The organism is Rhizobium sp. ERR 942, from assembly GCF_007828395.1.
Classification (GTDB): domain Bacteria; phylum Pseudomonadota; class Alphaproteobacteria; order Rhizobiales; family Rhizobiaceae; genus Rhizobium; species Rhizobium dioscoreae.
This window is the reverse complement of record NZ_VIUA01000001.1, coordinates 663,347-688,277: the sequence shown is the minus strand read 5'-3', so window position 1 is coordinate 688,277 and position 24,931 is coordinate 663,347. Positions and strand designations below refer to the sequence as shown.

Annotated in this window: 24 protein-coding genes; 16 read left to right on the top strand and 8 right to left on the bottom strand. The window is 61.0% G+C overall.

Annotation, left to right across the window (positions count from 1 at the left end):
* Nucleotides 1–15 precede the first annotated feature (15 nt).
* Together FBZ97_RS03345 and FBZ97_RS03340 are read left to right on the top strand one after the other, a co-directional pair.
* Nucleotides 16–294 carry a hypothetical protein gene (locus FBZ97_RS03345; RefSeq protein WP_113332230.1) on the top strand — a complete coding sequence of 93 codons (279 nt, stop codon included), beginning with the start codon at nucleotides 16–18 and terminating at the stop codon, nucleotides 292–294.
* Between the two features lie 123 nt (nucleotides 295–417).
* Nucleotides 418–603, top strand: coding sequence for a DUF1059 domain-containing protein (locus FBZ97_RS03340; protein WP_075851104.1), 186 nt, complete (start codon nucleotides 418–420; stop codon nucleotides 601–603).
* A gap of 42 nt (nucleotides 604–645) precedes the next feature.
* On the opposite strand, the gene FBZ97_RS03335 is transcribed toward FBZ97_RS03340, so the two are convergent.
* From FBZ97_RS03335 to FBZ97_RS03325, 3 genes are read right to left on the bottom strand one after another with little or no spacing between them, the layout of a single operon-like run.
* Nucleotides 646–1,902 (bottom strand): CCA tRNA nucleotidyltransferase, encoded by a 1,257-nt coding sequence (locus FBZ97_RS03335; RefSeq protein WP_145316523.1) that lies wholly within the window; start codon nucleotides 1,900–1,902, stop codon nucleotides 646–648.
* Entirely contained in the window at nucleotides 1,899–2,534 is a 636-nt protein-coding gene (locus FBZ97_RS03330; RefSeq protein ID WP_113388948.1) for a CoA pyrophosphatase, read from the bottom strand. Before FBZ97_RS03330 ends, FBZ97_RS03335 begins: the two co-directional genes overlap by 4 nt.
* Nucleotides 2,531–3,154 (bottom strand): DUF1285 domain-containing protein, encoded by a 624-nt coding sequence (locus FBZ97_RS03325; RefSeq protein ID WP_069612680.1) that lies wholly within the window; start codon nucleotides 3,152–3,154, stop codon nucleotides 2,531–2,533. The genes FBZ97_RS03330 and FBZ97_RS03325 overlap by 4 nt, the downstream gene beginning before the upstream one ends.
* 167 nt (nucleotides 3,155–3,321) lie before the next feature.
* On the opposite strand from FBZ97_RS03325, the gene FBZ97_RS03320 reads away from it, so the two are divergent.
* Genes FBZ97_RS03320 through FBZ97_RS03300 form a run of 5 tightly spaced genes read left to right on the top strand, consistent with a single transcriptional unit; the run spans nucleotide 3,322 to nucleotide 10,603 of the window.
* Nucleotides 3,322–4,335 (top strand): MoxR family ATPase, encoded by a 1,014-nt coding sequence (locus FBZ97_RS03320; protein ID WP_113420497.1) that lies wholly within the window; start codon nucleotides 3,322–3,324, stop codon nucleotides 4,333–4,335.
* Between the two features lie 26 nt (nucleotides 4,336–4,361).
* The gene (locus FBZ97_RS03315) at nucleotides 4,362–5,282 is read left to right on the top strand and encodes a DUF58 domain-containing protein (RefSeq protein ID WP_145316521.1); all 921 of its coding nucleotides are present in this window, start codon (nucleotides 4,362–4,364) and stop codon (nucleotides 5,280–5,282) included.
* Entirely contained in the window at nucleotides 5,279–8,104 is a 2,826-nt protein-coding gene (locus FBZ97_RS03310; protein WP_145316519.1) for a DUF4159 domain-containing protein, read from the top strand. The genes FBZ97_RS03315 and FBZ97_RS03310 overlap by 4 nt, the downstream gene beginning before the upstream one ends.
* 1 nt (nucleotide 8,105) lies before the next feature.
* On the top strand, nucleotides 8,106–10,178 hold the full coding sequence (locus FBZ97_RS03305) for a hypothetical protein (protein WP_145316517.1): 2,073 nt from the start codon (nucleotides 8,106–8,108) through the stop codon (nucleotides 10,176–10,178).
* Nucleotides 10,175–10,603 (top strand): GNAT family N-acetyltransferase, encoded by a 429-nt coding sequence (locus tag FBZ97_RS03300; RefSeq protein ID WP_186449438.1) that lies wholly within the window; start codon nucleotides 10,175–10,177, stop codon nucleotides 10,601–10,603. The genes FBZ97_RS03305 and FBZ97_RS03300 overlap by 4 nt, the downstream gene beginning before the upstream one ends.
* A 33-nt stretch (nucleotides 10,604–10,636) precedes the next feature.
* Here FBZ97_RS03300 and FBZ97_RS03295 read toward each other — a convergent pair whose 3' ends face one another.
* Entirely contained in the window at nucleotides 10,637–11,212 is a 576-nt protein-coding gene (locus tag FBZ97_RS03295; protein WP_113332222.1) for an N-acetyltransferase, read from the bottom strand.
* A gap of 350 nt (nucleotides 11,213–11,562) precedes the next feature.
* Between FBZ97_RS03295 and FBZ97_RS03290 the strand changes: the two genes are divergently transcribed.
* Complete coding sequence (locus tag FBZ97_RS03290; protein WP_145316513.1) at nucleotides 11,563–12,552, top strand: glutathione S-transferase family protein; 990 nt, start codon at nucleotides 11,563–11,565, stop codon at nucleotides 12,550–12,552.
* Nucleotides 12,553–12,568: 16 nt separating this feature from the next.
* Here the strand turns inward: FBZ97_RS03290 and FBZ97_RS03285 are convergent, their stop codons facing one another.
* Entirely contained in the window at nucleotides 12,569–13,060 is a 492-nt protein-coding gene (locus FBZ97_RS03285) for an NUDIX domain-containing protein (protein ID WP_113332220.1), read from the bottom strand.
* 50 nt (nucleotides 13,061–13,110) lie between these two features.
* Between FBZ97_RS03285 and FBZ97_RS03280 the strand changes: the two genes are divergently transcribed.
* The 5 genes from FBZ97_RS03280 (at nucleotide 13,111) to FBZ97_RS03260 (ending at nucleotide 18,223) form a co-directional block, all read left to right on the top strand.
* Entirely contained in the window at nucleotides 13,111–14,052 is a 942-nt protein-coding gene (locus FBZ97_RS03280) for a metallophosphoesterase (protein ID WP_113395378.1), read from the top strand.
* 396 nt (nucleotides 14,053–14,448) lie between these two features.
* A complete protein-coding gene (locus tag FBZ97_RS03275; protein WP_112720912.1) occupies nucleotides 14,449–14,961 on the top strand; it encodes an RNA polymerase sigma factor in 513 nt (170 codons plus the stop codon).
* A gap of 3 nt (nucleotides 14,962–14,964) precedes the next feature.
* Entirely contained in the window at nucleotides 14,965–15,804 is an 840-nt protein-coding gene (locus FBZ97_RS03270; protein ID WP_173002435.1) for an anti-sigma factor, read from the top strand.
* A gap of 100 nt (nucleotides 15,805–15,904) precedes the next feature.
* Complete coding sequence (locus FBZ97_RS03265) at nucleotides 15,905–16,108, top strand: hypothetical protein (protein WP_113332216.1); 204 nt, start codon at nucleotides 15,905–15,907, stop codon at nucleotides 16,106–16,108.
* Nucleotides 16,109–16,378: 270 nt separating this feature from the next.
* Nucleotides 16,379–18,223 carry an ABC transporter ATP-binding protein gene (locus FBZ97_RS03260; RefSeq protein ID WP_145316511.1) on the top strand — a complete coding sequence of 615 codons (1,845 nt, stop codon included), beginning with the start codon at nucleotides 16,379–16,381 and terminating at the stop codon, nucleotides 18,221–18,223.
* A 70-nt stretch (nucleotides 18,224–18,293) separates the two neighbouring features.
* Here FBZ97_RS03260 and leuA read toward each other — a convergent pair whose 3' ends face one another.
* Both leuA and FBZ97_RS03245 read right to left on the bottom strand, forming a co-directional pair.
* Nucleotides 18,294–20,000, bottom strand: coding sequence for a 2-isopropylmalate synthase (gene leuA / locus FBZ97_RS03255; protein WP_145316509.1), 1,707 nt, complete (start codon nucleotides 19,998–20,000; stop codon nucleotides 18,294–18,296).
* 328 nt (nucleotides 20,001–20,328) lie between these two features.
* Entirely contained in the window at nucleotides 20,329–21,513 is a 1,185-nt protein-coding gene (locus FBZ97_RS03245) for a benzoate/H(+) symporter BenE family transporter (RefSeq protein ID WP_145316507.1), read from the bottom strand.
* Nucleotides 21,514–21,711: 198 nt separating this feature from the next.
* Here FBZ97_RS03245 and FBZ97_RS03240 point away from each other — a divergent pair, with 198 nt between their 5' ends.
* Genes FBZ97_RS03240 through FBZ97_RS03230 form a run of 3 tightly spaced genes read left to right on the top strand, consistent with a single transcriptional unit; the run spans nucleotide 21,712 to nucleotide 24,059 of the window.
* A complete protein-coding gene (locus FBZ97_RS03240) occupies nucleotides 21,712–22,497 on the top strand; it encodes a DeoR/GlpR family DNA-binding transcription regulator (protein ID WP_145316505.1) in 786 nt (261 codons plus the stop codon).
* A gap of 22 nt (nucleotides 22,498–22,519) precedes the next feature.
* Nucleotides 22,520–23,710 carry an MFS transporter gene (locus FBZ97_RS03235; RefSeq protein ID WP_113352037.1) on the top strand — a complete coding sequence of 397 codons (1,191 nt, stop codon included), beginning with the start codon at nucleotides 22,520–22,522 and terminating at the stop codon, nucleotides 23,708–23,710.
* Entirely contained in the window at nucleotides 23,676–24,059 is a 384-nt protein-coding gene (locus FBZ97_RS03230) for a VOC family protein (RefSeq protein ID WP_145316503.1), read from the top strand. Before FBZ97_RS03235 ends, FBZ97_RS03230 begins: the two co-directional genes overlap by 35 nt.
* Nucleotides 24,060–24,257: 198 nt before the next feature.
* On the opposite strand, the gene FBZ97_RS03225 is transcribed toward FBZ97_RS03230, so the two are convergent.
* Nucleotides 24,258–24,845: an ATP-dependent Clp protease proteolytic subunit gene (locus FBZ97_RS03225; protein ID WP_047632158.1), complete on the bottom strand. Its 588-nt coding sequence runs from the start codon at nucleotides 24,843–24,845 to the stop codon at nucleotides 24,258–24,260.
* Between the last annotated feature and the right edge of the window lie 86 nt (nucleotides 24,846–24,931).

Below are 24,931 nucleotides of genomic sequence, written 5' to 3'. Positions count from 1 at the left end.
TCGGAGGAGGTTGTAATGGCAGCAGAGAAACAAGTCACGGAAGCTTCGAAAGAACGGAAACTTTCGCGCACAGTCGATAGTCCGGAGTTCATCATCCGACTGGCGGAGGATATGCGGATCCGCAGTGGATCCGATCTGCCCCTTTCCTGCTTCATAGAGCAGGTGAGGATGCAGCTGGCGGGCAAATCACCGAGCGATATCGCCCGCTTCGCGGCCGATCGTTCGGCCAAGCAAGTGCCTATCACTCGCTATCAATCGTCGGATTGCTTCAAATCCTGGGCGATGCCGGATTAATGTCCGGAAAGCCGCCGGCAAGCTGGAGACTTGCCGGACGGCAGAAACCTTTTCTCATTCGTTGCGTTTAGGTCTTCAGGTCCTTTGTAGGGCGAGAATCCGCTGAAAGATGAGGAGGAACATATGCGACTGTTCGAATGTGGTACGCTCGTGCCCGGTTGCGCCTGGCATACTCGCGCCAAGGATGACGCCGAGGTGGTTCGTCGCGCGGTCGAGCACATGCGCGAAGCGCATGGCGAAACCATCATCCGCGAAAACATGGTCGACAATATCAAGGCCCGAATTCGCGACGAGGCAAACGCAGCCTGATCGGCAGGCTGGCCAGTCAGTCCCGCTATGCAGGTCTCATTATCAGGCGTTGGCTAAGTCCTTGAGTCGGGCGAGAAGGCTCGCCCGGTTCATCGCAAAATTCCCATCGAGCCATTCCTGCTCGATCTTGCCAAGAAGCTCGCCCACGCGCGGACCCGCATTGACGCCCACGGCAAGCGCATCAGCGCCATTGAGCGGAAAAGCCGGCTTCTTCCATTTTGCCGTCCGTTCCAACAATTTCCCGAGCCGCGCCACGCGGGCCATTTCCTCGAAATCGCCTTCCGCCTTGCTCCGCGCAACGGCCAGCGCCAACTTAAGGCGAACCGCGACGCCGGTCGGATCATGGCGATAAAGCAGGCGATCGAAGGCCGCCTCCGAAATATCGTCCTTGACGATGGGCGCATTCGCCCAGGCCTGCAGATAGGAGCCTTCCGCTTTCGAGAGGCGCAGCCGCTCGGCAAGCTTGGCAAGCCTTGCCGCATCGGGCGGCACAATGGCTGCAAGACGAAGTAGAGCCTCCGACGGCCAGCCGAGAGCCTCTTCGGCGGCGATCAGCCCCGGAATGGCGTCGATGCCCCATTTTTCGGTTTCCGGCAGCACTTCCGTCAAAATGCCGATCTGGCGCATCCAGAGCAGCGCCCTGCCCGGGTCCGGGGCTGCCAGCAGCTTCTTCATCTCGGACCAGACACGCTCGGCCGAGAGTGTTGATATCTTCGACTTTGCGGCGGCACAGGCGCGCAAGCCATCGGCATCGGGACGGCCGCTGCCGTAATAGGCGAAGAAGCGGAAGAAGCGGAGAATGCGCAAATAATCCTCGGCAATGCGCGTCGCCGCATCGCCGATGAACCTGATATTGCGGCGCTCCAGATCGGCAAGCCCGCCGACGAGATCCACGACCTCGCCATCGGCGGATGCATAGAGCGCATTGATCGTCAGGTCTCGCCGCTCGGCATCGGCCTGCCAGTCCTGACTGAAGGCCACTACGGCACGGCGCCCGTCCGTTTCAACATCATGCCGCAAGGTGGTGATTTCGTACGGCTTTCCATCGATGACCAAGGTGACCGTGCCATGCGCGATCCCTGTTGGTACCGCCTTGATCCCGGCTGCCTCTGCTCTCTCCAAGACCGTTTCCGGCAGGAGCGTCGTCGCTATATCGATATCGGCAACGGGCAGTCCCATCAGGCTGTTGCGGACGGCACCGCCGACCACACGCCCCTCGCCGCCATTGGCATCGAGCAACGCCAGCACCCGCTGCAATGCCTCATCGCGAAACCAGGCTTCATCGGCAACGGAGGTCATCTGTAGAGCCTTTCATAAAGCGTGCGGACGATGCCCGCAGTAATGCCCCAGATCATGCGCTGCCCATAGGGCATGCGGTAGAAATGGCGTTCGGTCCCCTGCCAGTGCATCGTGTCGGTCACATGATGGTCGGGATTCATCAGGAAGGAGAGCGGCACCTCGAAGGCATCCTCCACTTCGGTCGGGTTGAGAGCCAGGTGAAAGCCCGGCTTCACCACGGCAAGAACAGGCGTGATGCGAAAGCCCGTCGCCGCCAGATAGTGCGGCAGCCGCGCGACGGGCTCGATGAAGATATCGGCAAGCCCGATTTCCTCGCCCGCTTCGCGCACCGCCGCCATTTCCGGCGACGCGTCCTCTGGATCGATGGCACCACCCGGAAAGGCGATCTGGCCAGAATGCTTGCGCAGCGTCGAAGTTCTAAGCGTGAAGATCACCTTGGCATCGTCGCCGCTGTCAACGACGGGCACAAGCACGGCGGCATCCTTGAGCTTCAGGTCCGCGACCTGTGAAATGGTCTCGGGATTGAGAAGATGATCGCCGTGATCGCGCCAGGCAAGCTCCACCGGTCCGCCACTCTGATGGAGGGCGCGACGGCGGAATTCATCCGCGGAATAAAGGGGAAATTCATTCATCGAGTCAGTGCATCCAGTTCGGCAACCGGCATGACGGGAAATATGGAGCTGCCGGAACGCACGCAGAAGATCTCTCGCCCGGCAATCACGACGGGCTCACCAAGCTCGATGAGATCGTACATGACCGCACGCGTCACCAGAGCCTCAAGCCGGCCGCGGACATGCAGATAAGGCTTCAATTCATCGTTCTCACCGCTGATGACGAAACGGATCGGATGATCCCTGCCCGCCTCGACGACATCGCCGACATTGGTGCGGAAGGTCAGCACCCGTCTGCCCTCACGCTCCGTCACGCTCATCTCGACGGCCACGAACGGCGCGTCGACCACGCGAATACCCACCTTTTCCACAGGCGTCACGAGATAGGTCTTCCCATCCTCGTCTTTGCGCAGAACTGTGGAAAACAGCCGCACCAGCGGCGCGCGACCGATCGGCGTGCCGAGATAGAACCAGGTGCCGTCGGCGCGGATCTCCATGTCGATATCGCCGCAGAAGGGCGGATTCCAGCGATCGACGGGCGGCAAACCCTTCTTGGAGCCACCGCTATCGCCAGCCGCACGCGAAATCAGCGCCGCGAGGCTTGCGGCATCGCCCGTTGTCCTGATTTCCTCGGTTGCCATTCTTCTGTCCCGGTTGGTCGTTAGTCAGGAATATGACAGTTCTCACGAGATAGTCATTTGAAACGTGCTTGTCAGCGGTCTTGCTGGCGATAAGTTGTATTGATTATGAGGCAAATGTGTAACGTCTGCGAATCACGCGCACCGTTTTTCTGCCATTGGAGACGCAAATGGGCATGATCAAATCGACCGAAACGAGCCTCGACGAGCAGGCCATCATTGCCTCAGCCGAAAAGGCACTGGGCGATATCGCCGCCGTTCGCCAGGAGGTGTCGAAGGTCATTTTCGGTCAGGAAAGCGTCGTGGAAAACACGCTTCTGGCCGTGCTCGCCGGCGGTCATGCCTTGCTGGTGGGCGTACCGGGTCTCGCCAAGACGAAGCTGGTGACGACACTCGGCGCCGTTCTCGGCCTTGCCTCCAACCGCGTGCAGTTCACGCCGGACCTCATGCCCTCGGATATTCTCGGTTCCGAGGTCATGGACCAGGACGAAACCGGCCGCCGTTCCTTCCGTTTCGTCAAGGGTCCGGTCTTCGCGCAATTGCTGATGGCCGACGAAATCAACCGCGCCTCGCCGCGCACGCAGTCCGCCCTGCTGCAGTCCATGCAGGAATATCACGTCACCATCGCCGGCCAACGTTATGACCTTCCTGCTCCCTTCCACGTTCTCGCAACACAGAATCCGTTGGAGCAGGAAGGCACTTACCCGCTGCCGGAAGCCCAGCTCGACCGTTTCCTGCTGCAGGTCGATGTCGATTATCCCGAGCTTGCGGATGAACGCCGCATCCTGCTCGAAACCACTGGCTTAAGCGAAGCGACGCCACAGGCGGTCATCGACGCCGAACGCTTGCTGGAAATTCAGCAGCTCATCCGCCAGATGCCCGTCAGTGACGGCGTCGTCGATGCGATCCTGTCGCTCGTGCGTTCGGCCCGCCCGGGCCAGGGCAATGCCTCGACGGACAAGCATGTCGCCTGGGGTCCAGGTCCGCGTGCCGGCCAAGCGATGATGCTCTGCGCCCGCGCCCGCGCCCTTTACGAAGGCCGGCTTGCACCGTCGATCGACGACATTCATGCACTCGCCGAGCCAGTATTGGAGCACCGCATGGCGCTGACTTTCGCAGCCCGCGCCGAAGGCATGTCCGTACGCGATGTCATTTCAGGGCTGGTCAAGCAGTCGAAGTCGTGACCCGGATGTCGAGGAGAGTATAGCGCGTGGCATCCATCGGACAGACCGTCAGACCGACCTCAGGCAACGATGCCCTCTCCCGAGCCCGTAGTCGCGCCGCACTCGTGCCGGACTGCCTTGTCGAAGCCAAGCGCATCGCCAATACCGTCATCGCCGGATGGCACGGCCGGCGCAAGCGCGGCATCGGCGAGAATTTCTGGCAGTTCCGCCCCTATACCGAAGGCGAAAGCCTGTCGCGCATCGACTGGCGACGCTCGGCCCGCGACGATCATACCTATATCCGCGATCATGAATGGGAAGCCGCTCACACGATCTGGCTCTGGGCCGATCTCTCCCCATCCATGATGTATAAATCGACCTATGGCCATGTGTCCAAGGAAGGCCGCGCGCTCGTCCTGATGCTGGCGCTAGCGGAAATCCTGTCCCGCTCCGGTGAGCGCATCGGCTGCCCCGGCATCATGGAGCCGGTTTCGACCCGCAACGCTGCCGAACGCCTGGCCGCAGCGCTGATGCATACGCCGCTCGAAGGCGGCCTTCCGCAGACATCAATGATCCGCGGCTGGAGCGATATCGTGCTGATCGGCGATTTTCTCGACGATGCCGATAGCGTGATGGGCAGGATCGGACCGCTGGCCCGCCGTGGCTTACGCGGTCATGTGATCGAGGTTGCCGACCCCGCCGAAGAACTATTTCCCTATAGCGGGCGCACCGAATTCAGCGATCCCGAAACGGGCTCGAAGCTGATCGCCGGCCGCGCGGAAAACTTGCGTGAAGATTATCAGCGCGCCTATCTGGCGCGGCGCGAAAATCTCGGCCAATCGCTGCGCCATCTCGGCTGGACCTTCGTCAGCCACCGCACCGACCGCCTGGCTTCCGAAGCGCTGGTCGCCGTGCACATGTATCTCTCAGGCATGCCCGCGAGGGTCGCGTCTGGAGGCCAGCCATGAGCGGTCTCTCCTTTGCATTCGCTTCGCCGGCCATCTTGGCAGCGCTCATTCTGCTTCCTGCGATCTGGTGGCTGCTGCGCCTGACCCCGCCGCAGCCGCGCACCGAAGTGTTCCCGCCGCTGCGCATTCTGGCGAGCATCCTCAAACGTGAGGAAACGCCGGCGCGCAGCCCGTGGTGGCTGACGCTGCTGCGCATGCTGCTTGCCGCCCTGGTCATTCTTGCCATCGCCAATCCCATGTTCAATCCGCGCACCAACACGCTCTCGAGCAGCGGTCCATTGGTGCTGATAATCGACAATAGCTGGGCAAGCGTCTCCGACTGGGAACGCCGCGTACGTACGGCCGACGCGCTGATCGACGATGCCGATGCCAAGGGCATTCCGGTCTCGATCGCCTTCACCGCCGAACAGAGCAATGATGCGACACCGGGTGCCGCGACATCGGCCCGAGACAAACTGCATGCGATGAACCCGAGACCGCTGGTGCCGGATCGGCAACGCGCCGCCGACGCCGTCAAGGCGGCGCTCAACAGCAGCAAGCCCGGTACTATTGCTTTCCTTTCCGACGGTATCGAGAGCAAGGACAAGGACGATATCGTCAGCCGCCTTGCCGCGCTGCAGCCGAGTGAGCTGCGGCTGATCGAGGGCGACGGCCGCGATATCGTCGCGCTCACCGGCGCAGCCAATACCGCCAGCAACATGACCGTCACGGCCACACGGCTGAACGGCAGTGGCCCGATGCGCCTCGGACTGACGGCGCAAGACAATCAGGGACGGCCAATCGCCGCCGGTTCGCTTGATTTCTCGGCCGGGCGGACGGTTGCGACCGGCTCCATCGCCGCGCCCTTCGAAATGCGCAATGATTTCGCCCGCATCAGCATCGACCGCCAGGCTAGCGCCGGCAGCGTCTATCTGCTGGATGACAGTTTTCGCCGACGCCGCGTGGCGCTTCTCTCCGGACAGGCCGCCGACGAATTCCAGCCGATCCTGTCGCCCCTCTACTATATCCAGCGCGCCCTTCAGCCCTATGCCGATCTGACGCAGCCGAACAGCGCTGATCTGGCGAAGTCGATCCCGCAACTGCTCGCGGGCAATCCTTCCGTCATCATTATGGCCGATGTCGGCCGTCTGCCGCAGGAAACCTATGCACCGCTGCAGAAGTGGATCGAAAATGGCGGCACGCTCGTCCGCTTCGCCGGACCGCGCCTTGCCGCGGCACCCGCCGACGATCCTTTGGTCCCGGTCACGTTGCGGCAGGGCGAGCGCACCTTCGGCGGCGCACTGTCCTGGGCCGAGCCGCAGCCGCTTGCCGATTTCCCCTCTTTCGGCCCCTTCGCCGGCATGCCGAAGCCGGATGATGTCCTGATCAAGCGGCAGGTTCTGGCCGAACCGACGCCGGATCTCGCCGAGCGCACCTGGGCAAGCTTGGCCGATGGCACGCCGCTGGTGACCGAAAAGCAGATGCAGGCCGGCCGTATCGTGCTCTTCCACGTCAGCGCCGAGCCACAATGGTCCGATCTGCCGATATCAGGCGATTTCGTCGAGATGCTGCGCCGCATCGTCCAGCTGTCGCGTGCCGGCGGCGTTGCGCCGGGGCAAGCGGCTGCCTCTAAGGCAAGTGAAGCAATGCCACCCTACCGGCTCCTGACCGCCAAGGGCGTGCTGACGAGCGAGATCGGCAGCGCCCGGCCGCTGGAACCAAGCACCAAGGGAGCCGCAGTCGCAAGTTTCGACAACCCGCCCGGCCTCTATGGCTCCGAAGAGGGCTTCAGCGCGCTCAACACCCTGCCGAGCGGCGCAGTGCTCAAGCCGCTGGATACCTCGGCGGCCGGCGCTGTCGCGCGCGAAGGCCTTATCGGGGGCGAGGCCTGGTCCGCAAAGCCGATCCTCTTTACCCTCGCCTTCCTCCTGCTGCTCGCCGACAGCATCATCGTGCTGTTCATGAACGGTGCCTTTCCACGCCTGGGCAGATCGGCCAAGACGATTGCGGGCGGTGCGGCGATGCTGCTGCTGGCCGTCTCGCTCGCCATATTCCTGCATCCGGCAAACGCACTAGCCGACGATTCCAAACCGGGCGACGACGCCATCTTCTCGCGGCTGGACAAGACACATCTTGCCTATGTGGTGACAGGCGAAACGGACGTCGATCACATTTCAGAGCGCGGTCTTGCCGGCCTCTCCGACTATCTCACCTATCGTACGACGCTCGAACCAGGCCCGCCGGTAGGGGTGGATCCTGCCAAGGATGAACTCGCCTTTTACCCGCTGATCTACTGGCCGATTTCAGCAACCGCGCCGATGCCGTCCAACGACGCCATCAACCGCATCGACGCCTATATGCGCAACGGCGGCACCGTGCTCTTCGACACGCGTGACGCCATCGACACGATGGGCGATACTTCGTCACCGAGCCCCAACGGCCAGCGACTGCAGCAGATCCTCGCCAACCTCGATATTCCTCCCCTGGAGCCCGTGCCCGCCGGCCATGTGCTGACCAAGTCCTTCTACCTGCTGTCGAGCTTCCCCGGCCGCTATGCAGACAGCCCGCTCTGGGTGGAAGCGCGTCAGGATGCGCGCCGCGATGCGAACGCCGTCGCGACCTCCGACGGGGTGACGCCGATCATGATTACGGGCAATGATTTTGCAGGCGCCTGGGCTATCGGTGACAATGGCTCGCCGCTGCTGCCGACCGTCCCCCCGGACGAAACGCAGCGGGAATATGCCTACCGCACTGGCGTCAACATCATGATGTACATGCTGACCGGAAACTATAAGTCCGATCAGGTCCACGTTCCCGATATCTTGCAGCGCTTGGGGCAATAGTATGAATATCGGTTTTGCCCCCTTCCTCCCCTGGCCTATCCTTGCCGCTCTGGCGGTGCTGACGCTCGCCATCGCGGCGCTGGCGATCTACAGGCGTTTGCGCGGCGGCTGGATACGCGCTCTGGCGGGCATCGCCCTGCTGGCGGCACTCGCCAACCCCGTGCTGATGCAGGAGGATCGCGATCAACTGACGACGATCGTTCCCGTCGTGGTCGACCGCAGCTTGAGCCAGCAGACGCCGGAACGTACGAAGATGACGGACGAAGCCCTGGCGATGCTCAAGGATCGGCTGGCGCAATTCCCCCGCATCGAGCCCAGGATCGTGGAATTCCGCGATCCGGCGGAATCGGAATCTCCGTCGACACGGCTTTTCTCTGCCCTCTCCTCGGCAATCGCCGACGTCCCGCCCGCCCGTATCGGCGGTGCCATCTTCCTGACGGATGGCCAGATCCACGATATCCCCGGCGTCAATCAGCAGCTCGGCTTTGACGCACCCGTCCACGGGCTGATCACGGGCAAACCGGACGAATTCGATCGCCGCATCGAGATCGTGCGTGCACCTCGCTTCGGTCTTGTCAACGAAGAGCAGCAGCTCGTCTTCCGTGTCGTCGACGATGGCAAGAGCCCCGGCGGCACGGCAGCAGTGACGGTCAAGATGAATGGCGACGAGATCGCCACCCTGCAGGCGACGCCCGGCCAGGACACGCCCTTTAGCTTCAAGGTGCCCCGCGCCGGCAACAATGTCCTCGAATTCGCAGTCGCCGAAGTGCCTGGCGAAGTCACCGGCATCAACAATCAGACGGTCCAGCTGATCGAAGGCATCCGCCAGAACATGCGCGTCCTGCTCGTCTCGGGCGAGCCGCATGCCGGCGAGCGCGCCTGGCGCAACCTGTTGAAATCGGACGCCTCGGTCGATCTCGTGCACTTCACCATTCTGCGTCCGCCGGACAAGCAGGACGGCACACCGATCAACGAGTTGTCGCTGATCGCCTTCCCGACCCGCGAGCTTTTCGTCGACAAGATCAACTCTTTCGACCTGATCATCTTTGACCGCTATCAGGACCGCCAGAACGTCCTGCCGACGATCTATTATGATTACATGGCCCAATATGTCGAAAACGGCGGCGCATTGCTGGTTGCAGCCGGCCCAGAACATGCCGGCGGCAGTTCGATTGCGCTGACGCCGCTCGCCTCGGTGCTGCCGGCCGAGCCGACGGGCCAGATGATCGAGAAAGCCTTCTATCCGCGCCTGTCGGACCAGGGCAAAAAGCACCCCGTCACGCGCGGGCTGGATGGCTCCGAAACCGAGCCGCCGCATTGGGGCCGCTGGTTCCGCAGCGTCGATGTGGAGAGGCCGCAAGGGCAGACCGTGATGGTCGGCGCTGACAATAGTCCCTTGCTGGTGCTGAACCGCGTCGGCCAGGGACGTGTCGCCATGCTGCTCTCCGACGAGGGCTGGCTCTGGGCACGCGGCTTCGAAGGCGGCGGCCCACATGTGTCGCTCTACCGCCGCATTGCCCATTGGCTGCTGAAAGAGCCGGCGCTGGAAGAAGAAGCGCTGACGGCCAATGCCGCCGGGCGCACGCTGCAGGTAACGCGCCAGACGATCGGCAACGATCCCGGCCCCGCTACGATCAAATTGCCTTCCGGCCAGACGGAAACCTTGCCGCTGAGGCAGACCCAGCCGGGTCTCTATCAAGCCGAGAAGCATATGAACGAAATCGGGCTCTACCAGATCGCCAACGGCAATCTGTCGACACTCGTTCATATCGGCGCAATCGATGCTCCGGAATTCAAGGCGATGATCTCGACCACCGAGACACTGAAACCGCTGGCACAAAAAACGAAGGGTCTCGTCACCCGCGTTGCCGCCGCAAATGGCGGCGTGACGGTGCCGCAAGTTCTGCCGGTGCGCGGCGCCGTTCGCGTCGCCGACGGTCAGCGCCTGACCATCCGCATGACTGACGAAACCGTGCTGAAGGGGATCAATACCCTGCCGCTCTTTGCAGGCTTTGCCGGTCTCGCCGCTCTCCTCTTCGCTTTCTCTGCTACATGGTGGCGCGAAGGACGATGACTATGAAGATCGAAGTGACCGATACGCCATCCGAAGGCGAGCTTGCGGCCATCAGCGAGGGATTGACAGCTTTCAACACCATCGACGTCGGCCCATCCGGCCGGCAATCCCTCGCCGTTCTGATCCGCGACGATGCCGGTAAGACCATCGGTGGCATCTCGGGCTATACCGCCTGGGGATGGCTGTTCACGCAATGGCTATTCGTGCCGGAAAGCCTGCGCGGCCAGGGCATGGCCGGAAAGCTGCTGGAGGCGGCGGAAGCAGAGGCAAGCGCCCGCGGTTGCTTCGGCGCATGGATCGATACCTTCAATCCACAGGCGCTGAAAGCCTATCAACGGCAGGGCTATGCCATCTTCGGCGAACTGCCAGATTTCCCGGCCGGTCGCAGCCGATTCTTTCTGAAGAAGACGTTATCGCCCCGCTGACATCAAGCAGGGCGATTTTTCGTTGATGGCGCCTTAGACAGCGATCGCCGTGAACTGTACGACATCATCCAGATCGTCTTCGTCTTCGGCTTCGATAGCCGGAACGGAATCATCGCGCCAGACAATCATGCCGTGCAGCCGCGCATGCGTGTCGGCGGCGATCGGCACGACCAGCACCCGGTTTGGATCGACAGGCCCCGGGAAGGTCAGTGCGTTGTAGGCGACCTTCTCGAAACCGAGCGGGCAATAATAGGGCGGATCGCCGATCAGGATGACGGCTTCCGACCCCTTGCGCTGAGCGGCCGCCACCGCAATCCGCACGAGCTCGCGGCCGATCCCCTTGTTCTTGTGGGACGGACGCACCGCAAGCGGGCCGAGCAGATGTCCTTTGACCGATCCGGCCAGCACCGGCGTCATCCGCACGGAAGCGATCGTCTCGCCATCGTCGGCGCAGATGAAGGATAGCGAACGGTCATGCGGTCCCTGCTCGCGAATGCGAGCAGCGGCGCGTGTAAACCGTCCCGGACCGAAAGCTTCTTCGTTGATGAGTTCGATAGCAGCGTCGTGCGACGCATCCTCAGTGAGGTAGACCAGATCGTGCTTGTACATTAGCCCAGAAAACCAGATAGACGGACGATATTGTTCCCGAAAGCGCTCATGGAGCGTTCAAGATCATCGGCGTCGTCGCAGGCTTCTGGTTACTTTCATGACAAGGGGTCCTTAAAGTGTGAGAAGCCGGATAGCAGGAAATATTCGGCGCGTCCAATGCAAAATGCATCCCGCCGTTCATTCATGCAGGATCGTGCCGCCATCGTGTCTTTTCTGAAGCTTCACGCCGCCACATGAGCTCGCCGACAGCACCTATGACGCAGTGTTCATCATTTGCCGTCTCGAAATCCGGCGCGCATGCCGTATCTCTAGATATATATATTTTGGCAGTTTCCCGAAAGGATCAAGCAATGGGCATGTTGGTGGACGGCGTCTGGCATGACGTCTGGTACGATACCAAGGAGACGAAAGGCCATTTTAGGCGCGCCGCGTCGCAGTTTCGAAACTGGGTGACCGCGGATGGCAGCGCCGGCCCCACTGGCACCGGCGGCTTCAAGGCAGAGGCCGGACGCTATCATCTCTACGTCTCGCTCGCCTGCCCCTGGGCGCATCGAACCCTGATCTTCCGCAAGCTGAAGAAGCTGGAGGATCTGATCTCCGTCTCGATCGTCGATCCGCTGATGCTGGAAAATGGCTGGGAATTCAAAGGACAGGATGGCGGCACTGTCGACCATCTCTTCGGCGCGACGAAGCTCTGGGAGGTCTATGTCAAGGCCGATCCGCATTATTCCGGCCGCGTGACTGTTCCCGTTCTCTGGGACAAGCAGACCGGCACGATCGTCAACAATGAGTCCGCGGAAATCATCCGCATGTTCAATACGGCCTTCGATGACCTGACCGGCTCCACGGCGGATTTCTATCCCACCGATCTACAGGCCGATATCGATGCATTGAACGAGCGCATCTACGATGCGGTCAACAACGGCGTCTACAAGGCCGGCTTTGCGACGACGCAGGAAGCCTATCAGGAAAACGCACTCCGCCTTTTCGAAACCCTCGACATGCTCGATGAGCGGCTGGCAACACAGCGCTATCTATTCGGCGATCGCTTGACGGAGGCCGATTGGCGGCTGTTCACGACATTGGTTCGTTTCGACGCCGTCTATGTCGGACATTTCAAATGCAATATCCGGCGCATTGCCGACTATGCCAACCTCTCGGCCTATCTCCGGGATCTCTATCAGATCGGCGGCGTTGCCGAGACGGTTAACATCGGGCACATCAAGAACCACTATTATCGCAGCCACAAGACCATCAACCCGACAGGCATCGTGCCGATCGGGCCGGAACTGGATTTCGATCGCCCGCATGGGCGCGAGCAGCTGGTAAAAGCCGCCTGACCCAGGCCTCGGGAACTTACCAATAGCTGGAGGGAGCTTCCGCTCCTTCCAATTCCTTCAGGCGGCGATAGGTTGCCTTCGTCGTGCCTGGCGGCAGCGCATCGACCGGAAAGAAGCCGCATTCGACGATCTCGCGATCCGGCTTGCGCGGCGAGGTCTGGGTAACCTCGACGCGATAGAAGACGACGTGGTCGCGTTTGCTGGTGTGATTGTTGAAATAGACGTGGAAGAGCTGTGGCTTGCCTGAGATCGCCAGATTGCCTTCCTCGCGCAGCTCCTTCTCAAGCGCCTGCTCCACAGTCTCATGGCGTTCGACGCCGCCGCCGGGCATATGCCATCCGGCGATATAGGAATGCCGAACCAGAAAAATCCGCCCTTCGCGATCGAAACAGGCGGCGCGCACGCCGATGGTCATGCTGCGGGTCAGCACGAAATAGACATGCAGCGCGCGGCCGAACAGACGCACAGCCAAACTCTGCCTTTCGTCGCGTCGATTGTCTTCGCTCATGCCTGAACCCCGGCGTCGCGATCTACAATTGGATTGGGGATGTATTTGTTTTGACAATAGAGTGGGCTATGTCTCATCCCATGTTCAAGCTCGCGCATATTTCCGATGTTCACCTTGGTCCACTGCCACGTCTTTCGATCAGAGAACTCGCCTCCAAACGCATTACCGGATTTGTGAACTGGCACCGGAACCGGCGCAAGCATCTTTTTGGCGATACGCTCGATCTCCTTCTTGACGACATCAAGGCGAAACAGGCCGATCATCTGGCCGTAACCGGCGATCTCGTCAACCTTGCGAGCGGCATGGAGATCCAGACAGCAGCCGCCTGGCTGAAGACTGTCGGCGATCCTCTCCACACCTCAGTTGTTCCCGGCAATCACGATGCCTATGTGCCCGGCGCCTACGAAAAGGCCATGCGCTCCTGGTATCCCTATGTCCGCGGCGACGATGCTCCTGCCGAATGGCAGGAAGAGCAGCGCATTTTCCCCTATCTGCGTATCCGCGGTCAGGTCGCGCTTGTGGGCTGCTCCACAGCCGTTGCCACCCCGCCCTTTGCTGCAAGCGGCTTCTACTCCTCGCGCCAGGCGCGCGAGACGGTCAATATCCTGCGCGCAGCCGGAGATGCCGGGCTCTTTCGCGTCGTCATGATCCATCACCCGCCCATTCGCGGTGCAACCAGTTTCTACAAGCGGATGATCGGCATTCGCCGTTTTGCCGCCGTCATCTCGACCGGCGGCGCCGAACTTGTCCTGCATGGCCACACACATCTCAACACCTTGCATTGGCTGCGCGGCCACATGGGTCCGGTCCCGGTCGTCGGGATCGCCTCAGCATCGCAAGGGGTCGGCGGATTGAAGCCGCGCGCGGCCTATAATCTCTTCACCATCGCCGGCCGGCCGGGCGCCTGGGAACTGAAGGCGGAGCGTTACAGCCTCAGTGACAACGGCAGCGGCGTCGATCCCGAAGGCTTCGATATTCTCGCGACATGGTGAGCCTTTTAGCGTCATCGTGCGCATCGTTTCGGTAGCGTTTTCTAAGATACGGAGCTACAATCGAAGCATTGGAATCCTGAAATGCGGGATGGATTTTGAGGTCGTGACAAGGAGCACCGCATGCCGGTTTTCGGAGCCTGTATCCCGTGGGTTGCGGCTTCTTGGAGGGCTCAGGCCAGCGCCGGGACAAGACCGGCTGACACATTGTGGGATTACTGCGGTAAGAGTGACAGTCAAACGCGCGGGTGCTTTTGAAGACTTGCGAAACGGCACGGAAATGGTTCATACCAGCACAGGACAATTATTCCGCTCGCATCACCTTTCTTACGGGGAAGGCTGTCCATCGCGGAAGCAGATTGTCGATGTAACAACCTCCAACGCCTTCCTGGAACGATCATGCCAACGCCGGTAGCAGCCACTGATATCAGACGCGATCTGGTCGGCCTTCTTCCGAAGCTTCGCCGCTTTGCGGTGACGCTGACCGGCGATCTCGCCGAGGCGGACGAGCTTGTTCAAAACGTCTGTCAGCGCGGCATAGCCAAGTTCCATCTCTGGAACAGCGGCGGCAAGCTGGAAAGCTGGCTCTATACGATGGCCCGGCATCAATGGGTCGATGAAGCGCGACGCCACAAACTACGCCCCGCCGCAAAGGGCAGTGCACTAGAACAGGGCGAGCCGATATCCGGCACCCATTTAAATCTTGTAGAAGCCGGCGAAGCGCATCGTCTCGTCACATCTTTGCCAGAAGGACTTGCCAGTGTCTTCCTGCTGGTCGACGTCGAAGGGCACAGCTACAAGCAGGCCGCCGACGTCCTCGGCATCCCTTTGTCGGCAGTGATGTCAAGGCTCTCCAGCGCACGCCTTTACCTTGCCTCCCAGGGTCATAGTCGCTCGCCTCGAAGGTTTTAAGCATTGCAGGACATGAAGAAAACGCCGCTCGAAATCCGCTTGTCCGCCTTCATGGATGGCGAGACGAGCCGCGAAGAAAAAGAAGAGTTGGAAAAGCTCATCGCCTCGGATCCGAACGCGCGGCGTATTTTCGATGAGCTGAAGCATGGCTCCGATGTTGGCCGCAAGGCTTTTGACGAGGTTTTGAAGGAGCCGGTGCCGCTGGCGCTCGTTCGCTCCATCAAGAGCGCCCAGCCTCCGAAAACCCGAGATCCCTCTCCCCGTCTCACCCGGCAATCATTGAAATTGGCGCCCACGGGCAAGCAATCGCTAGCCGCGGCTCTCATCCTGTTCGCCGTCGGCGGCGGCATCGGTTATCTTTTCGGCATGCAGCCCGCTGACGTCCCAGCGAGTCCTCCGCCGACCCCGACACAGGCTATGACACGCAACTGGCTGGATGATATCGCCGCCTATCACCGCATCTATTCGCGCCAGCCGCAGCGTATGGTCGAGCTGCAGGCAAGCCAGCTGGACGAGATCGCCAAGTGGCTGGCGAGCACGGTCGGCGTCAAATTCAATTTTCCGGACCTTGCTGCCGATGGTCTCGTTTTCCAAGGCGCGCGCATGTCCATCGCAGCCGGCAAGCCAGTCGGCCAGCTGATCTACAAGAACCTCGACGGTGATGTCGTCGCCATCTGCTTTACCAAGACGGACGGCGTTGCCGACGACGATTTCAGCGAAACTATCAAGGACGATATCAGCATCGTGTCCTGGCACCGCAACGGCACCACCTATGCGGTCGTCGGCCCCTCCTCGGATGCAATGCTCGATCAGATCGCCAATCGGGTATCCTCGGAAATCTGACGGATATCCCATCCGTTTTGCGCCTTGCGGCTACCGGCCGGCCGATGGATAATGGGCGGCGATAACCGCATGAGCCCGATAGTCTTGCTGGAGTTTCGACATGTCCGACGTTCTGCTGACCATTCCTGAAATCGACAGGCGTATCGCGGCGATAAAGGAAAACCTTCGCGAACTGATCGAGCAGGCAGCAGCCTTTTCCGGCGCCGCCGACGAAGAACGGACATCTGAGCGGATAGCCGAGCAGGAAGAAGAGCTCGAGCGTCTGACGAAGCAGCGCGATGAGCTTGCCAAAGGCAAGGCCTGAGCAAAACTCACCATTGAAGCACATATGCTCGGACGAGTTCGACGCGAGGCGTGGAAAGAACGGCACTCGGCCTTCCATGTCGAACGATCGCGATACAATTGCTGCTGACATCGGCGCGGATACACGCTATAGAGGTTGCAGCGACCAATGAGGAGAGCACTCTGATGAAAAATCACGGCACAGGAAACCACCGCTGAAAGGCAGTGCCGTGAAGGGCTGCTTTATCGGCCCGACCATCAGATTGCTATCTTTCGCCCGTGGAGGGCATTCATGTTTCGTCGCTTCGAAGAGCTTGTCGATCCGTTTCAGGATCATGACGAGCCCCACCCATCACCCAAGGCCTGGCGCTATCTCCTAACCAATCTCCGCCCGTTTCGCACGGTCATGGCAATCAGCCTTGGACTGACCGTGATCGGCGCCATCATCGAGATCTGGCTTATCGGCTATTCGAGCCGGCTGGTGGACGATCTCGCCGCCGCCCGGCGCGAGGATTTCTGGGCATCCGAAGGATTCGGCCTGCTCGCCGCGGCCGTCCTCGTCCTGATCGGACGGCCTTTTGCCGGCTATCTCCGCGAAAGCCTGGATGACATCGCGTTCCGGCCGAATGCCGAGACGCTGTTCCGCTGGCGGGCTCACCGTCATGTCCTTCGGCAATCGGTCGGCTGGTTCCGTCAGGACTTTTCCGGTCGAATCGCCAGCCAGGTGCGCGACATTGGCACGGCAGCAACGGGCGCGGCCTATCAGGTCCTGCATACGCTCTCCTTTGTCACGATCTATGTGGCCGGCTCGCTCTGGCTGATGGCCTCGATCGACCCGCGCCTCATCTGGCCCCTGGCGGTGTGGCTGTTCTGCTATCTCGCACTGATGGCCTATGTCATCCCTCGCCTGCAGAAGGCCTCCGCGCAATATCAGGGAGCCTATGCCGAGCTGACGGGCATGCTGGTGGACAGCTATGCCAATATCGACCTCATCAAGCTTTTTGCCGATGCAAGGGCGGAGGATAAGGAGGCCCGTCGTCGTTTCTCTCAAGCCCGCGAAACATTTGTCCGGGTGCAGAGATTGGAAGTGCTGGTCAATTCGAGCATGCTGTTCCTTGGCAGCTTCCTCATCGTCGCGCTCGTCGGCTATGCGGTCGTCCTCTGGCAGTCCGGCGGCGCACCACTCGGGCTGATCGCCGCATCCCTGGCGCTGAGCTTCCGCATCACCGGCATGGCCGAATGGATGCTGGATGCCGTTTCCTCGCTCTTTGCCCATCTCGGCGCCATGCGGCAGTCACTGCTGACCGTCTCGCAGCCGCTCGCCATTACCGATGCGCCGAACGCCAAGCCGCTTGCCGTCATCAATGGCGAGATCGCCTTCCGGGAGGTCACCCATCGCTACGGCAAGGAAGATGGCGGGCTCGACGCCATTTCGCTTCGAATTGGGGCAGGCCAAAAAGTCGGCCTTGTCGGCCGCTCCGGCACCGGCAAATCGACCTTGGTCAACCTGCTACTGCGCTTCTTCGATCCGGAAGCCGGCATCATCGAAATCGATGGCCAGGATATTCGGCAGGTGACGCAAGATAGCTTGCGCCGGCAGATTGCGGTGGTCGGCCAGGAAGCGTCGCTCCTTCACCGCTCCATCCGTGATAACATCGCCCATGGCAATCTCAGCTTTTCGGAGGATGCGGTTCTCGCCGCGGCAGAGAAGGCTGCGGCCAGCGATTTCATCGCGGGCCTCAGGGATCAGGAAGGAAGAATCGGTTTCGATGCGCATGCCGGCGAACGTGGCGTCCAGCTTTCCGGCGGTCAACGGCAGCGCGTCGCGATTGCGCGCGCTATCCTGAAGGATGCCCCGATCCTGGTGCTCGACGAGGCAACATCTGCCCTCGATTCGGAAGTCGAAGCCGAAATCCAGGATACGCTTTACGGGATCATGGAAAACAAGACCGTCATCGCCATCGCGCATCGCCTGTCGACCATCGCGCGCATGGACCGCATCGTCGTGCTCGACCACGGCCGCATCGTCGAGGACGGCACGCATGCGGAGCTGATCGCCCGGAACGGCATCTACGCAACGCTGTGGTCGCACCAATCCGGCGGCTTCATCGAAGGCGACGAACCGCCAGCCGACTGATGTGCAATAAAAGTGGCCCCCTCGAAAACGAGGGGGCCTTTCAAATCAGAGCTGCAACCAGGCTTGAGCCTTATGCCGACTTGATGGCGAGCACGCGGTTCGCCGCCGAGACAATCGCCTCGAGGGACGCAGCGACGATATTGGTGTTGATACCGGCACCGAAAAGCTTGCCGCCCGGATAGGAGATCTCGACATAGGAGATCGCCGAGGCGTTCGAACCGTGCTGGAGCGAATGCTCGGAGTAATCCTCGACCGACATCGGAATGCCGAGATAGATCGAGAGCGCATTGATGAAACCGTCGATGGGGCCGTTACCCCTGCCCTCGATGCGCTTCACCTCGCCCTTGTCGGTAATCTCGGCCGCGACGATGCGCTGCCCCTTATGCTCGGGGTCGGCGAAGGTGTGGTGGTCGACGAAGCGGAGCCGCGCCTCCGGCTGCGTGACATAGCGCTCGATAAAATGCTCGTAGATGCGCTTGGAGGGCAATTCCTTGCCTTCCTCGTCGGTGATGCGCTGGATTTCCTCGCGATATTCCACCTGCAGGTTGCGCGGCAGATTCAGCCCGTAATCCTGCTGCATGATATAGGCGATGCCGCCCTTGCCGGACTGCGAGTTGATGCGGATGATCGCCTCATAGGTACGACCGACATCCTGCGGATCGATCGGCAGGTAAGGCACTTCCCAGACCGGATCGTTGGCGACCTTGGCGGCCTTCATGCCCTTGTTGATCGCATCCTGATGCGAACCGGAGAAGGCGGTGTAGACCAGCTCGCCGACATAAGGATGACGCTCGCCGATCGCCATCTGATTGGAATATTCGTAAACTTCCTTCATGCGCTCGATGTTGGAGCAATCCAGCTCCGGATCGACGCCCTGCGTGAACATGTTCAACGCCATGGTCACGACATCGACATTGCCGGTGCGCTCGCCATTTCCGAACAGCGTGCCTTCCACACGATCGGCGCCGGCCATCAATGCCAGCTCGGCGGCGGCAATACCCGTCCCGCGGTCATTGTGCGGATGAAGCGAAATGATCAGGTTTTCTCTGTTATCGAGATTGCGGCACATCCATTCGATCTGGTCGGCATAGATGTTCGGCGTCGCCATTTCGACGGTCGACGGCAGATTGATGATCAGCTTGTTATCAGGCGTCGGCTTCACGACACCGATAACGGCGTTGCAGATTTCCAACGCCACATCCAGCTCGGTGCCGGTGAAGCTCTCCGGCGAATATTCGAAGCGATAGCCGCCGCCGGCCTTCGCCGCCATGTCGGTGATCATCTTGGCCGCGTCGACGGCGATCTGCTTGATGCCCTGCACGTCCTTGGCAAATACGACGCGGCGCTGCAATTCGCTGGTGGAATTGTAGAAATGCACGATCGGCTTGTTGGCGCCTTCCAGCGCTTCGAAGGTGCGGGTAATCAATTCCGGGCGGCACTGGACGAGAACCTGCAGCGATACATCGGCAGGCACACTGCCCTGTTCGATGCACCAGCGGGCAAAGTCGAAGTCGGTCTGCGAAGCCGAGGGGAAGCCGATCTCGATTTCCTTGAAACCCATATCCAGCAACAACTGGAACATGCGCGCCTTGCGGTCGTGACCCATCGGATCGACAAGCGCCTGGTTGCCGTCACGCAGATCGACCGAGCACCAGATCGGCGCCTTGGTGATCACCTTGGACGGCCAGGTCCGGTCGGGAATATTGATTTGCGGATAGGCGCGGTATTTCACCGCTGCTTCGGGCATGCCTTTAGGGGAATGGCTGTTCGCGTCCATGGTCTCGTCTCTTCCTTTCCCGTCATTTTATCCCGCGTCTTAGCCGATCGGATGCGGCTTGGCGATGATAAATGCGGACCCTTTGCGGGTAAGCTGTCGATTTTAGGGTAAGTCGCGAGGAGCGATGGCCAGCGGGCTTTTCGGCCGCCGGGCGCTCCTCAAAGGACCCGGCAACCGCGCGTAAGGCCGAGGAGGAGAAGCGAGGTAAGGGCGCGCGTGTTGTCACGCAGGGCAACGCGCCCACGTGCAATCTGTTCGGAAATCTTTGCGCCAGTCAACTTCATGGCCGCGCTTATAGCCGCAGGATATGCAAGAAGCAACCCCCTGCTCATTTCTTCAGCATTTGCACGCCGTGCGACAGCGCCAGCATCAACCCGCCGGCGATGAGCCCCCAGAAGGCGCCGGAAATGCCGCCGAAGGAAACACCCGATGCCGTCACGAGAAAAGTGATGGCGGCCGCCTCGCGCGATTCCGGCTGCTGGAAAGCGTTCAAGGCGGAATTGGAGAGCGCGCCGACCAGCGCCAGGCCGGCCACCGCCTCGATCAGAATCGGCGGCGCCAGCGCCACGAAAGCCGTCACGGCGCTCGCCAGCAATCCGAGGATCACATAGCCGATCCCGGCGACAATCGCGGCCCAGTAGCGCCGCGCGGGATCAGCATGAGCGTCCTGCCCGGCACACATCGCCGCGGTGATTGCCGCAAGATTGACGGCATGGCCGCCAAACGGGACAGCAAGCAGCGAGAACACGCCGGTCACGGCAAACAGCGGACCCGGTTTCGGCTCGTAATCATGCACCTTGAGCACGGCGATGCCGGGAATGTTCTGTGACGCCATCGTCACGATGAACAGCGGCAGCGCGATGGACACGATACCGGCAAGCGTAAAGACCGGCTTCACGAATTCGACGGTAGGCAACAGCGAATGCTCGAGCGAGGCGAAGGCACCATCCGGTATCTTTACGCCGAAGGCCAGCACCAGGGCAAAGGCCGCAAGCGCCGCCGGTACCGCCCATAGCCGCTTGAACGACCCAACGACGATCCAGGCAAGGATGATCGGCAAACCGAAGGCAGGATTGAAGGCGATCGCCTTGACGGGCGCAAAGCAGAGGCCGAGCAGCACGCCGGCCAGCATGGCATTTGCAAGCGGCGCCGGAATGGATGCGACCGCCCGGCCAAAAGGCCGAAAAAGCCCGGCAATGACGATCAATATGCCGCAAATGAAAAATGCACCGACAGCCACCGGGAAGCCGCCTTCGATCGCTCCGGCGCTCGCCAGCAGCGCGGCTCCCGGTGTCGACCAGGCAATGCTTATCGGCAGTCTCGTCACCATGCTGAGCACGATCGCGCAGAGACCCATCGCAACCGAAAGCGCCGTCAGACCGGAGGCCGCCTGCGCATCCGAGGCGCCGACCACCTGCAGGCCATGAAAGACGACAGCGAAGGAACTGGCAAAGCCGACGAAGGCCGTGAGGCAGCCCATGAACAGGCTTTGAACGGAGAAATCTTTGAGCATGGCGATAGAGACTCGAAGAGCGCATGAGGATCGATGGAACGCGCATGGAGCATTACAAGCATCGGGCGTGCAAGTGCTGTTTTCGCGCGAAATGGCAGTGTCGCTCAGCAAATCACTCGCGGAATATATCGTCGTCGACTCATACCGTGTATAAACGTGCATATTGACTCTCTTGTTTGTGCACGTTAATGCAAATTGATGAGCAATTCACTTCCATTATCCCGTCGGGACGTCATCGAAGCGCGGCTTGCAGAGGGCCGGCAGATCGTTGCCGCATCTCTGGCCGCTGAATTCAATGTGTCCGAAGATGCTGTGCGCCGCGATCTGCGGGCACTTGCCGCAGAGGGCAAATGCCGCCGCGTCTACGGCGGCGCTCTCCCTCTCCTGACGCCGTCGCAGCCGATGGCCGTACGCGTCGGCCAGGAATCCGGTCGCAAGAGAGCCCTGGCCAAGGCGGCCGTCGCAATGATCGAACCGGGCGAATTCCTGTTTTTCGACAGCGGCAGCACCAATCTCGCAATGGTCGATCTTCTGCCGAAGAACCTGGACGTGACGATCGCGACGAACTCCATCGATATCGCCAGTGCAGTCATGAAGCGCGGCGATATTCCGCTCGTCCTGATTGGTGGTGCGGTCGATCCCGTCGTCGGCGGCAGCGTCGACGCGTCGGCCGTTGCGGCCATCGAAGCCATGAACATCGATCGCTGCTTCCTGGGCGTCTGCGCCGTTTCGGCAAGAAACGGCATCAGCGTGTACGAACATGCAGACGCGATCTTCAAGCGGACGCTGCTCAAGAAAAGCGCAGCACGGATCGCGTTGATTACCTCGGAGAAGTTTCACGAACGCGCGCCGCACCGCATCGGCGGCGCCGACGATATCGATTGGCTTGTTGTCGAGGATGACTTGCCTGCCGCTGACGAAAAGGCGGCCGCCGACGCCGGCTTCTCGCTCGTGAAGGCAAGCGACGTCACGTCATCCTCCTGATTTCGAAAGATAAGAAATGACCATGCAATCCACGGATCGGCCGGAAACCCGGCTGGCAACACGACTTGCCTTTCTGGTTGGAGGCTTCGCCCTCGCCTGCTGGGCTCCCCTCGTCCCCTTCGCCAAGGATCGCCTCGGCGTCGATGATGGCGTGCTGGGCATGCTATTGCTTTGCCTTGGCCTCGGTTCGGTCGCGGCGATGCTTGCAGCCGGCATGTTGAGCGCGCGATATGGCAGCAAGCCGATCATCATCGCAGGCGGTCTCGGTCTCGCACTTCTCCTGCCGGCCTTGGCCATAGCGAGCACGCCATTCACCCTCGGCCTTGCGCTGGCGGCGTTCGGCGCCTGCCTTGGATCGCTCGATGTGGCCATGAACATTCATGCCGTCGAAGTGGAGAAAGGTGCGGACCGGCCGCTGATGTCCGGCTTCCATGCGCTGTTCAGCATAGGCGGCTTCATCGGCTCCCTGCTCGTCACCCTGCTCCTCTCCGCCAAGGCCGGTCCCCTTGCCGCAACGCTTCTCAGCTCGGCAGTCATGGTGATCGCCATGATCATCGCATGGCCCCGTCTGCTGCGAACCGTCCCCGCGGAGGACGCGCCGCTTTTCGTCATGCCACGCGGCATCGTGCTGCTGCTGGCCGCGCTGGCAGCAATCACCTTCCTCGTCGAAGGCGCGATCCTCGATTGGAGTGCTCTGCTGCTTACCACGCAGGGCCAGGTCGATACCAGTCATGGCGGCCTCGGCTACATGCTGTTTGCTATTGCGATGACGGTGGGCCGCCTGAGCGGCGATGCCATTACCGCAAGGGTCGGTGACAGGGCAATCATGCTATGGGGTGGCGTGATCGCGGTCGTGGGCTTTGGCGTCCTCCTTCTCAGCCCGATCGCGATCCTCGCCATGAGCGGTTTCCTCCTGATCGGTCTTGGCGCCTCCAACATCGTCCCGGTGCTCTTCCGCAAAGGCGGTTCGCAGAAGGTCATGCCGGCCGGCCTGGCCGTCGCGGCCATCACCATGACCGGATATGCGGGCGTGCTCGTCGGCCCCGCCGGCGTCGGTTTCGCGGCGGATCATCTCGGCCTGCCCGGCGCCTTCTGGATGCTCGCCGCACTCCTCTGCGTCGCACCTCTCTGCGCCAGCATCGTTACCCGCAATCACGAACAGGCACAGGGAGAGACAGATGCGGATCGCTCATACCGCTCTATGGACGCATGATCTCGATGCCGCCGCGAATTTCTGGGAGACTTATTTCGGCGCAACCGTCGGTGAACTCTATCGAAGCCAGCGACGGCCTGGCTTCGTCTCCCGCTTCATTTCCTTGCCGGAAAGCGACGATCAGATCGAACTGATGACCGGCCCCTGGCTTTCTCCCGACCCGCACGGCGAACGCATCGGCTGGGACCATATTGCCATATCGCTCGGCAGCAAAGCTGCCGTCGATGCGCTGGCGGAACGATGCAAGGCGGATGATCGCCTGAAATCCGCACCACGCACCACCGGCGACGGCTTCTATGAGGCTGTCATCACCATGCCGGACGGAACGCCGGTGGAGATTACCATATAGGGACACGCTCGGCCTGTAACTTGCACCTTCGAGTTCGCCGCTCCCGGAAACGTTGCAACCTCCCGAGCGGTGAAGGCTGGCGGCGGAGATTTCTGCCGCCAGCTTTTGGCTTTTGATCAAAGCCTATTCATCGCAAAACGCCCCCGCCAGCCTTCCGGCAAGCGAGGGCGCTCAATTCAATCGGAAAAACCCGCTAGATCAGATTTCCGCCTGCGAGGTCACGATGCGCGAGACCAAGCCGTAAGCCTTGGCTTCCTCGGCAGAGAGCCAGTAGTCTCGGTCGGTATCCTTGGCGATGCGCTCGACCGGCTGACCGGTGGCTTCCGAGAAGATTTTGTTCAGGCGCTCGTTCATCTTGATGATCTCGCGTGCCTGGATCTCGATGTCGGAGGCCATGCCGCGCGTACCGCCGGACGGTTGGTGCAGCAGGAAGCGCGTGTTGGGCAGGCAAATACGGCGCTCCTTGGGAGCGGAGACGTAAATCAGCGCTCCGGCGGAGGCGACCCAGCCCGTACCGATCATCCAGACCTTTGGCTTGATGAACTTGATCATGTCATGAATGGAATCGCCTGACTCGACGTGACCGCCGGGCGAATTCACATAGATGCGGATGTCATCGTCGCTGGCGGCGGAAAGCGCCACGAGCTGGGAGCAGACCTTCTGCGCCAATTCCTGCGTGATGCCGCCATAGATGAAGATCGAACGCGACTTGAAAAGATTCGCCTCCGCGTCCTTGCCCAAGGGTTGCTCGGTCTTCTTGTCTTCCTGTTCGTCTTCGTCGTTCATTCAACTCTCCAGCATGATGCGTCGTTCACCGCACATAGTGCGACTCAATGCGTAAAACAATGCCGGAAAAAGACAAGGCGGGAATA

Bases quoted from the DNA above. Each gene is read 5' to 3' on its own strand.
- FBZ97_RS03345 (WP_113332230.1), top strand. From the start codon at position 16: ATGGCAGCAGAGAAACAAGTCACGGAAGCTTCGAAAGAACGGAAACTT.
- FBZ97_RS03285 (WP_113332220.1), bottom strand. From the start codon at position 13,060: ATGAGCGAAGACAATCGACGCGACGAAAGGCAGAGTTTGGCTGTGCGT.
- FBZ97_RS03245 (WP_145316507.1), bottom strand. From the start codon at position 21,513: ATGCTCAAAGATTTCTCCGTTCAAAGCCTGTTCATGGGCTGCCTCACG.
- leuA (WP_145316509.1), bottom strand. From the start codon at position 20,000: ATGGACGCGAACAGCCATTCCCCTAAAGGCATGCCCGAAGCAGCGGTG.
- FBZ97_RS03340 (WP_075851104.1), top strand. From the start codon at position 418: ATGCGACTGTTCGAATGTGGTACGCTCGTGCCCGGTTGCGCCTGGCAT.
- FBZ97_RS03300 (WP_186449438.1), top strand. From the start codon at position 10,175: ATGACTATGAAGATCGAAGTGACCGATACGCCATCCGAAGGCGAGCTT.
- FBZ97_RS03260 (WP_145316511.1), top strand. From the start codon at position 16,379: ATGTTTCGTCGCTTCGAAGAGCTTGTCGATCCGTTTCAGGATCATGAC.
- FBZ97_RS03240 (WP_145316505.1), top strand. From the start codon at position 21,712: ATGAGCAATTCACTTCCATTATCCCGTCGGGACGTCATCGAAGCGCGG.
- FBZ97_RS03275 (WP_112720912.1), top strand. From the start codon at position 14,449: ATGCCAACGCCGGTAGCAGCCACTGATATCAGACGCGATCTGGTCGGC.
- FBZ97_RS03305 (WP_145316517.1), top strand. From the start codon at position 8,106: ATGAATATCGGTTTTGCCCCCTTCCTCCCCTGGCCTATCCTTGCCGCT.
- FBZ97_RS03320 (WP_113420497.1), top strand. From the start codon at position 3,322: ATGGGCATGATCAAATCGACCGAAACGAGCCTCGACGAGCAGGCCATC.
- FBZ97_RS03335 (WP_145316523.1), bottom strand. From the start codon at position 1,902: ATGACCTCCGTTGCCGATGAAGCCTGGTTTCGCGATGAGGCATTGCAG.
- FBZ97_RS03230 (WP_145316503.1), top strand. From the start codon at position 23,676: ATGCGGATCGCTCATACCGCTCTATGGACGCATGATCTCGATGCCGCC.
- FBZ97_RS03330 (WP_113388948.1), bottom strand. From the start codon at position 2,534: ATGAATGAATTTCCCCTTTATTCCGCGGATGAATTCCGCCGTCGCGCC.
- FBZ97_RS03295 (WP_113332222.1), bottom strand. From the start codon at position 11,212: ATGTACAAGCACGATCTGGTCTACCTCACTGAGGATGCGTCGCACGAC.
- FBZ97_RS03265 (WP_113332216.1), top strand. From the start codon at position 15,905: ATGTCCGACGTTCTGCTGACCATTCCTGAAATCGACAGGCGTATCGCG.
- FBZ97_RS03225 (WP_047632158.1), bottom strand. From the start codon at position 24,845: ATGAACGACGAAGACGAACAGGAAGACAAGAAGACCGAGCAACCCTTG.
- FBZ97_RS03235 (WP_113352037.1), top strand. From the start codon at position 22,520: ATGCAATCCACGGATCGGCCGGAAACCCGGCTGGCAACACGACTTGCC.
- FBZ97_RS03290 (WP_145316513.1), top strand. From the start codon at position 11,563: ATGGGCATGTTGGTGGACGGCGTCTGGCATGACGTCTGGTACGATACC.
- FBZ97_RS03310 (WP_145316519.1), top strand. From the start codon at position 5,279: ATGAGCGGTCTCTCCTTTGCATTCGCTTCGCCGGCCATCTTGGCAGCG.
- FBZ97_RS03325 (WP_069612680.1), bottom strand. From the start codon at position 3,154: ATGGCAACCGAGGAAATCAGGACAACGGGCGATGCCGCAAGCCTCGCG.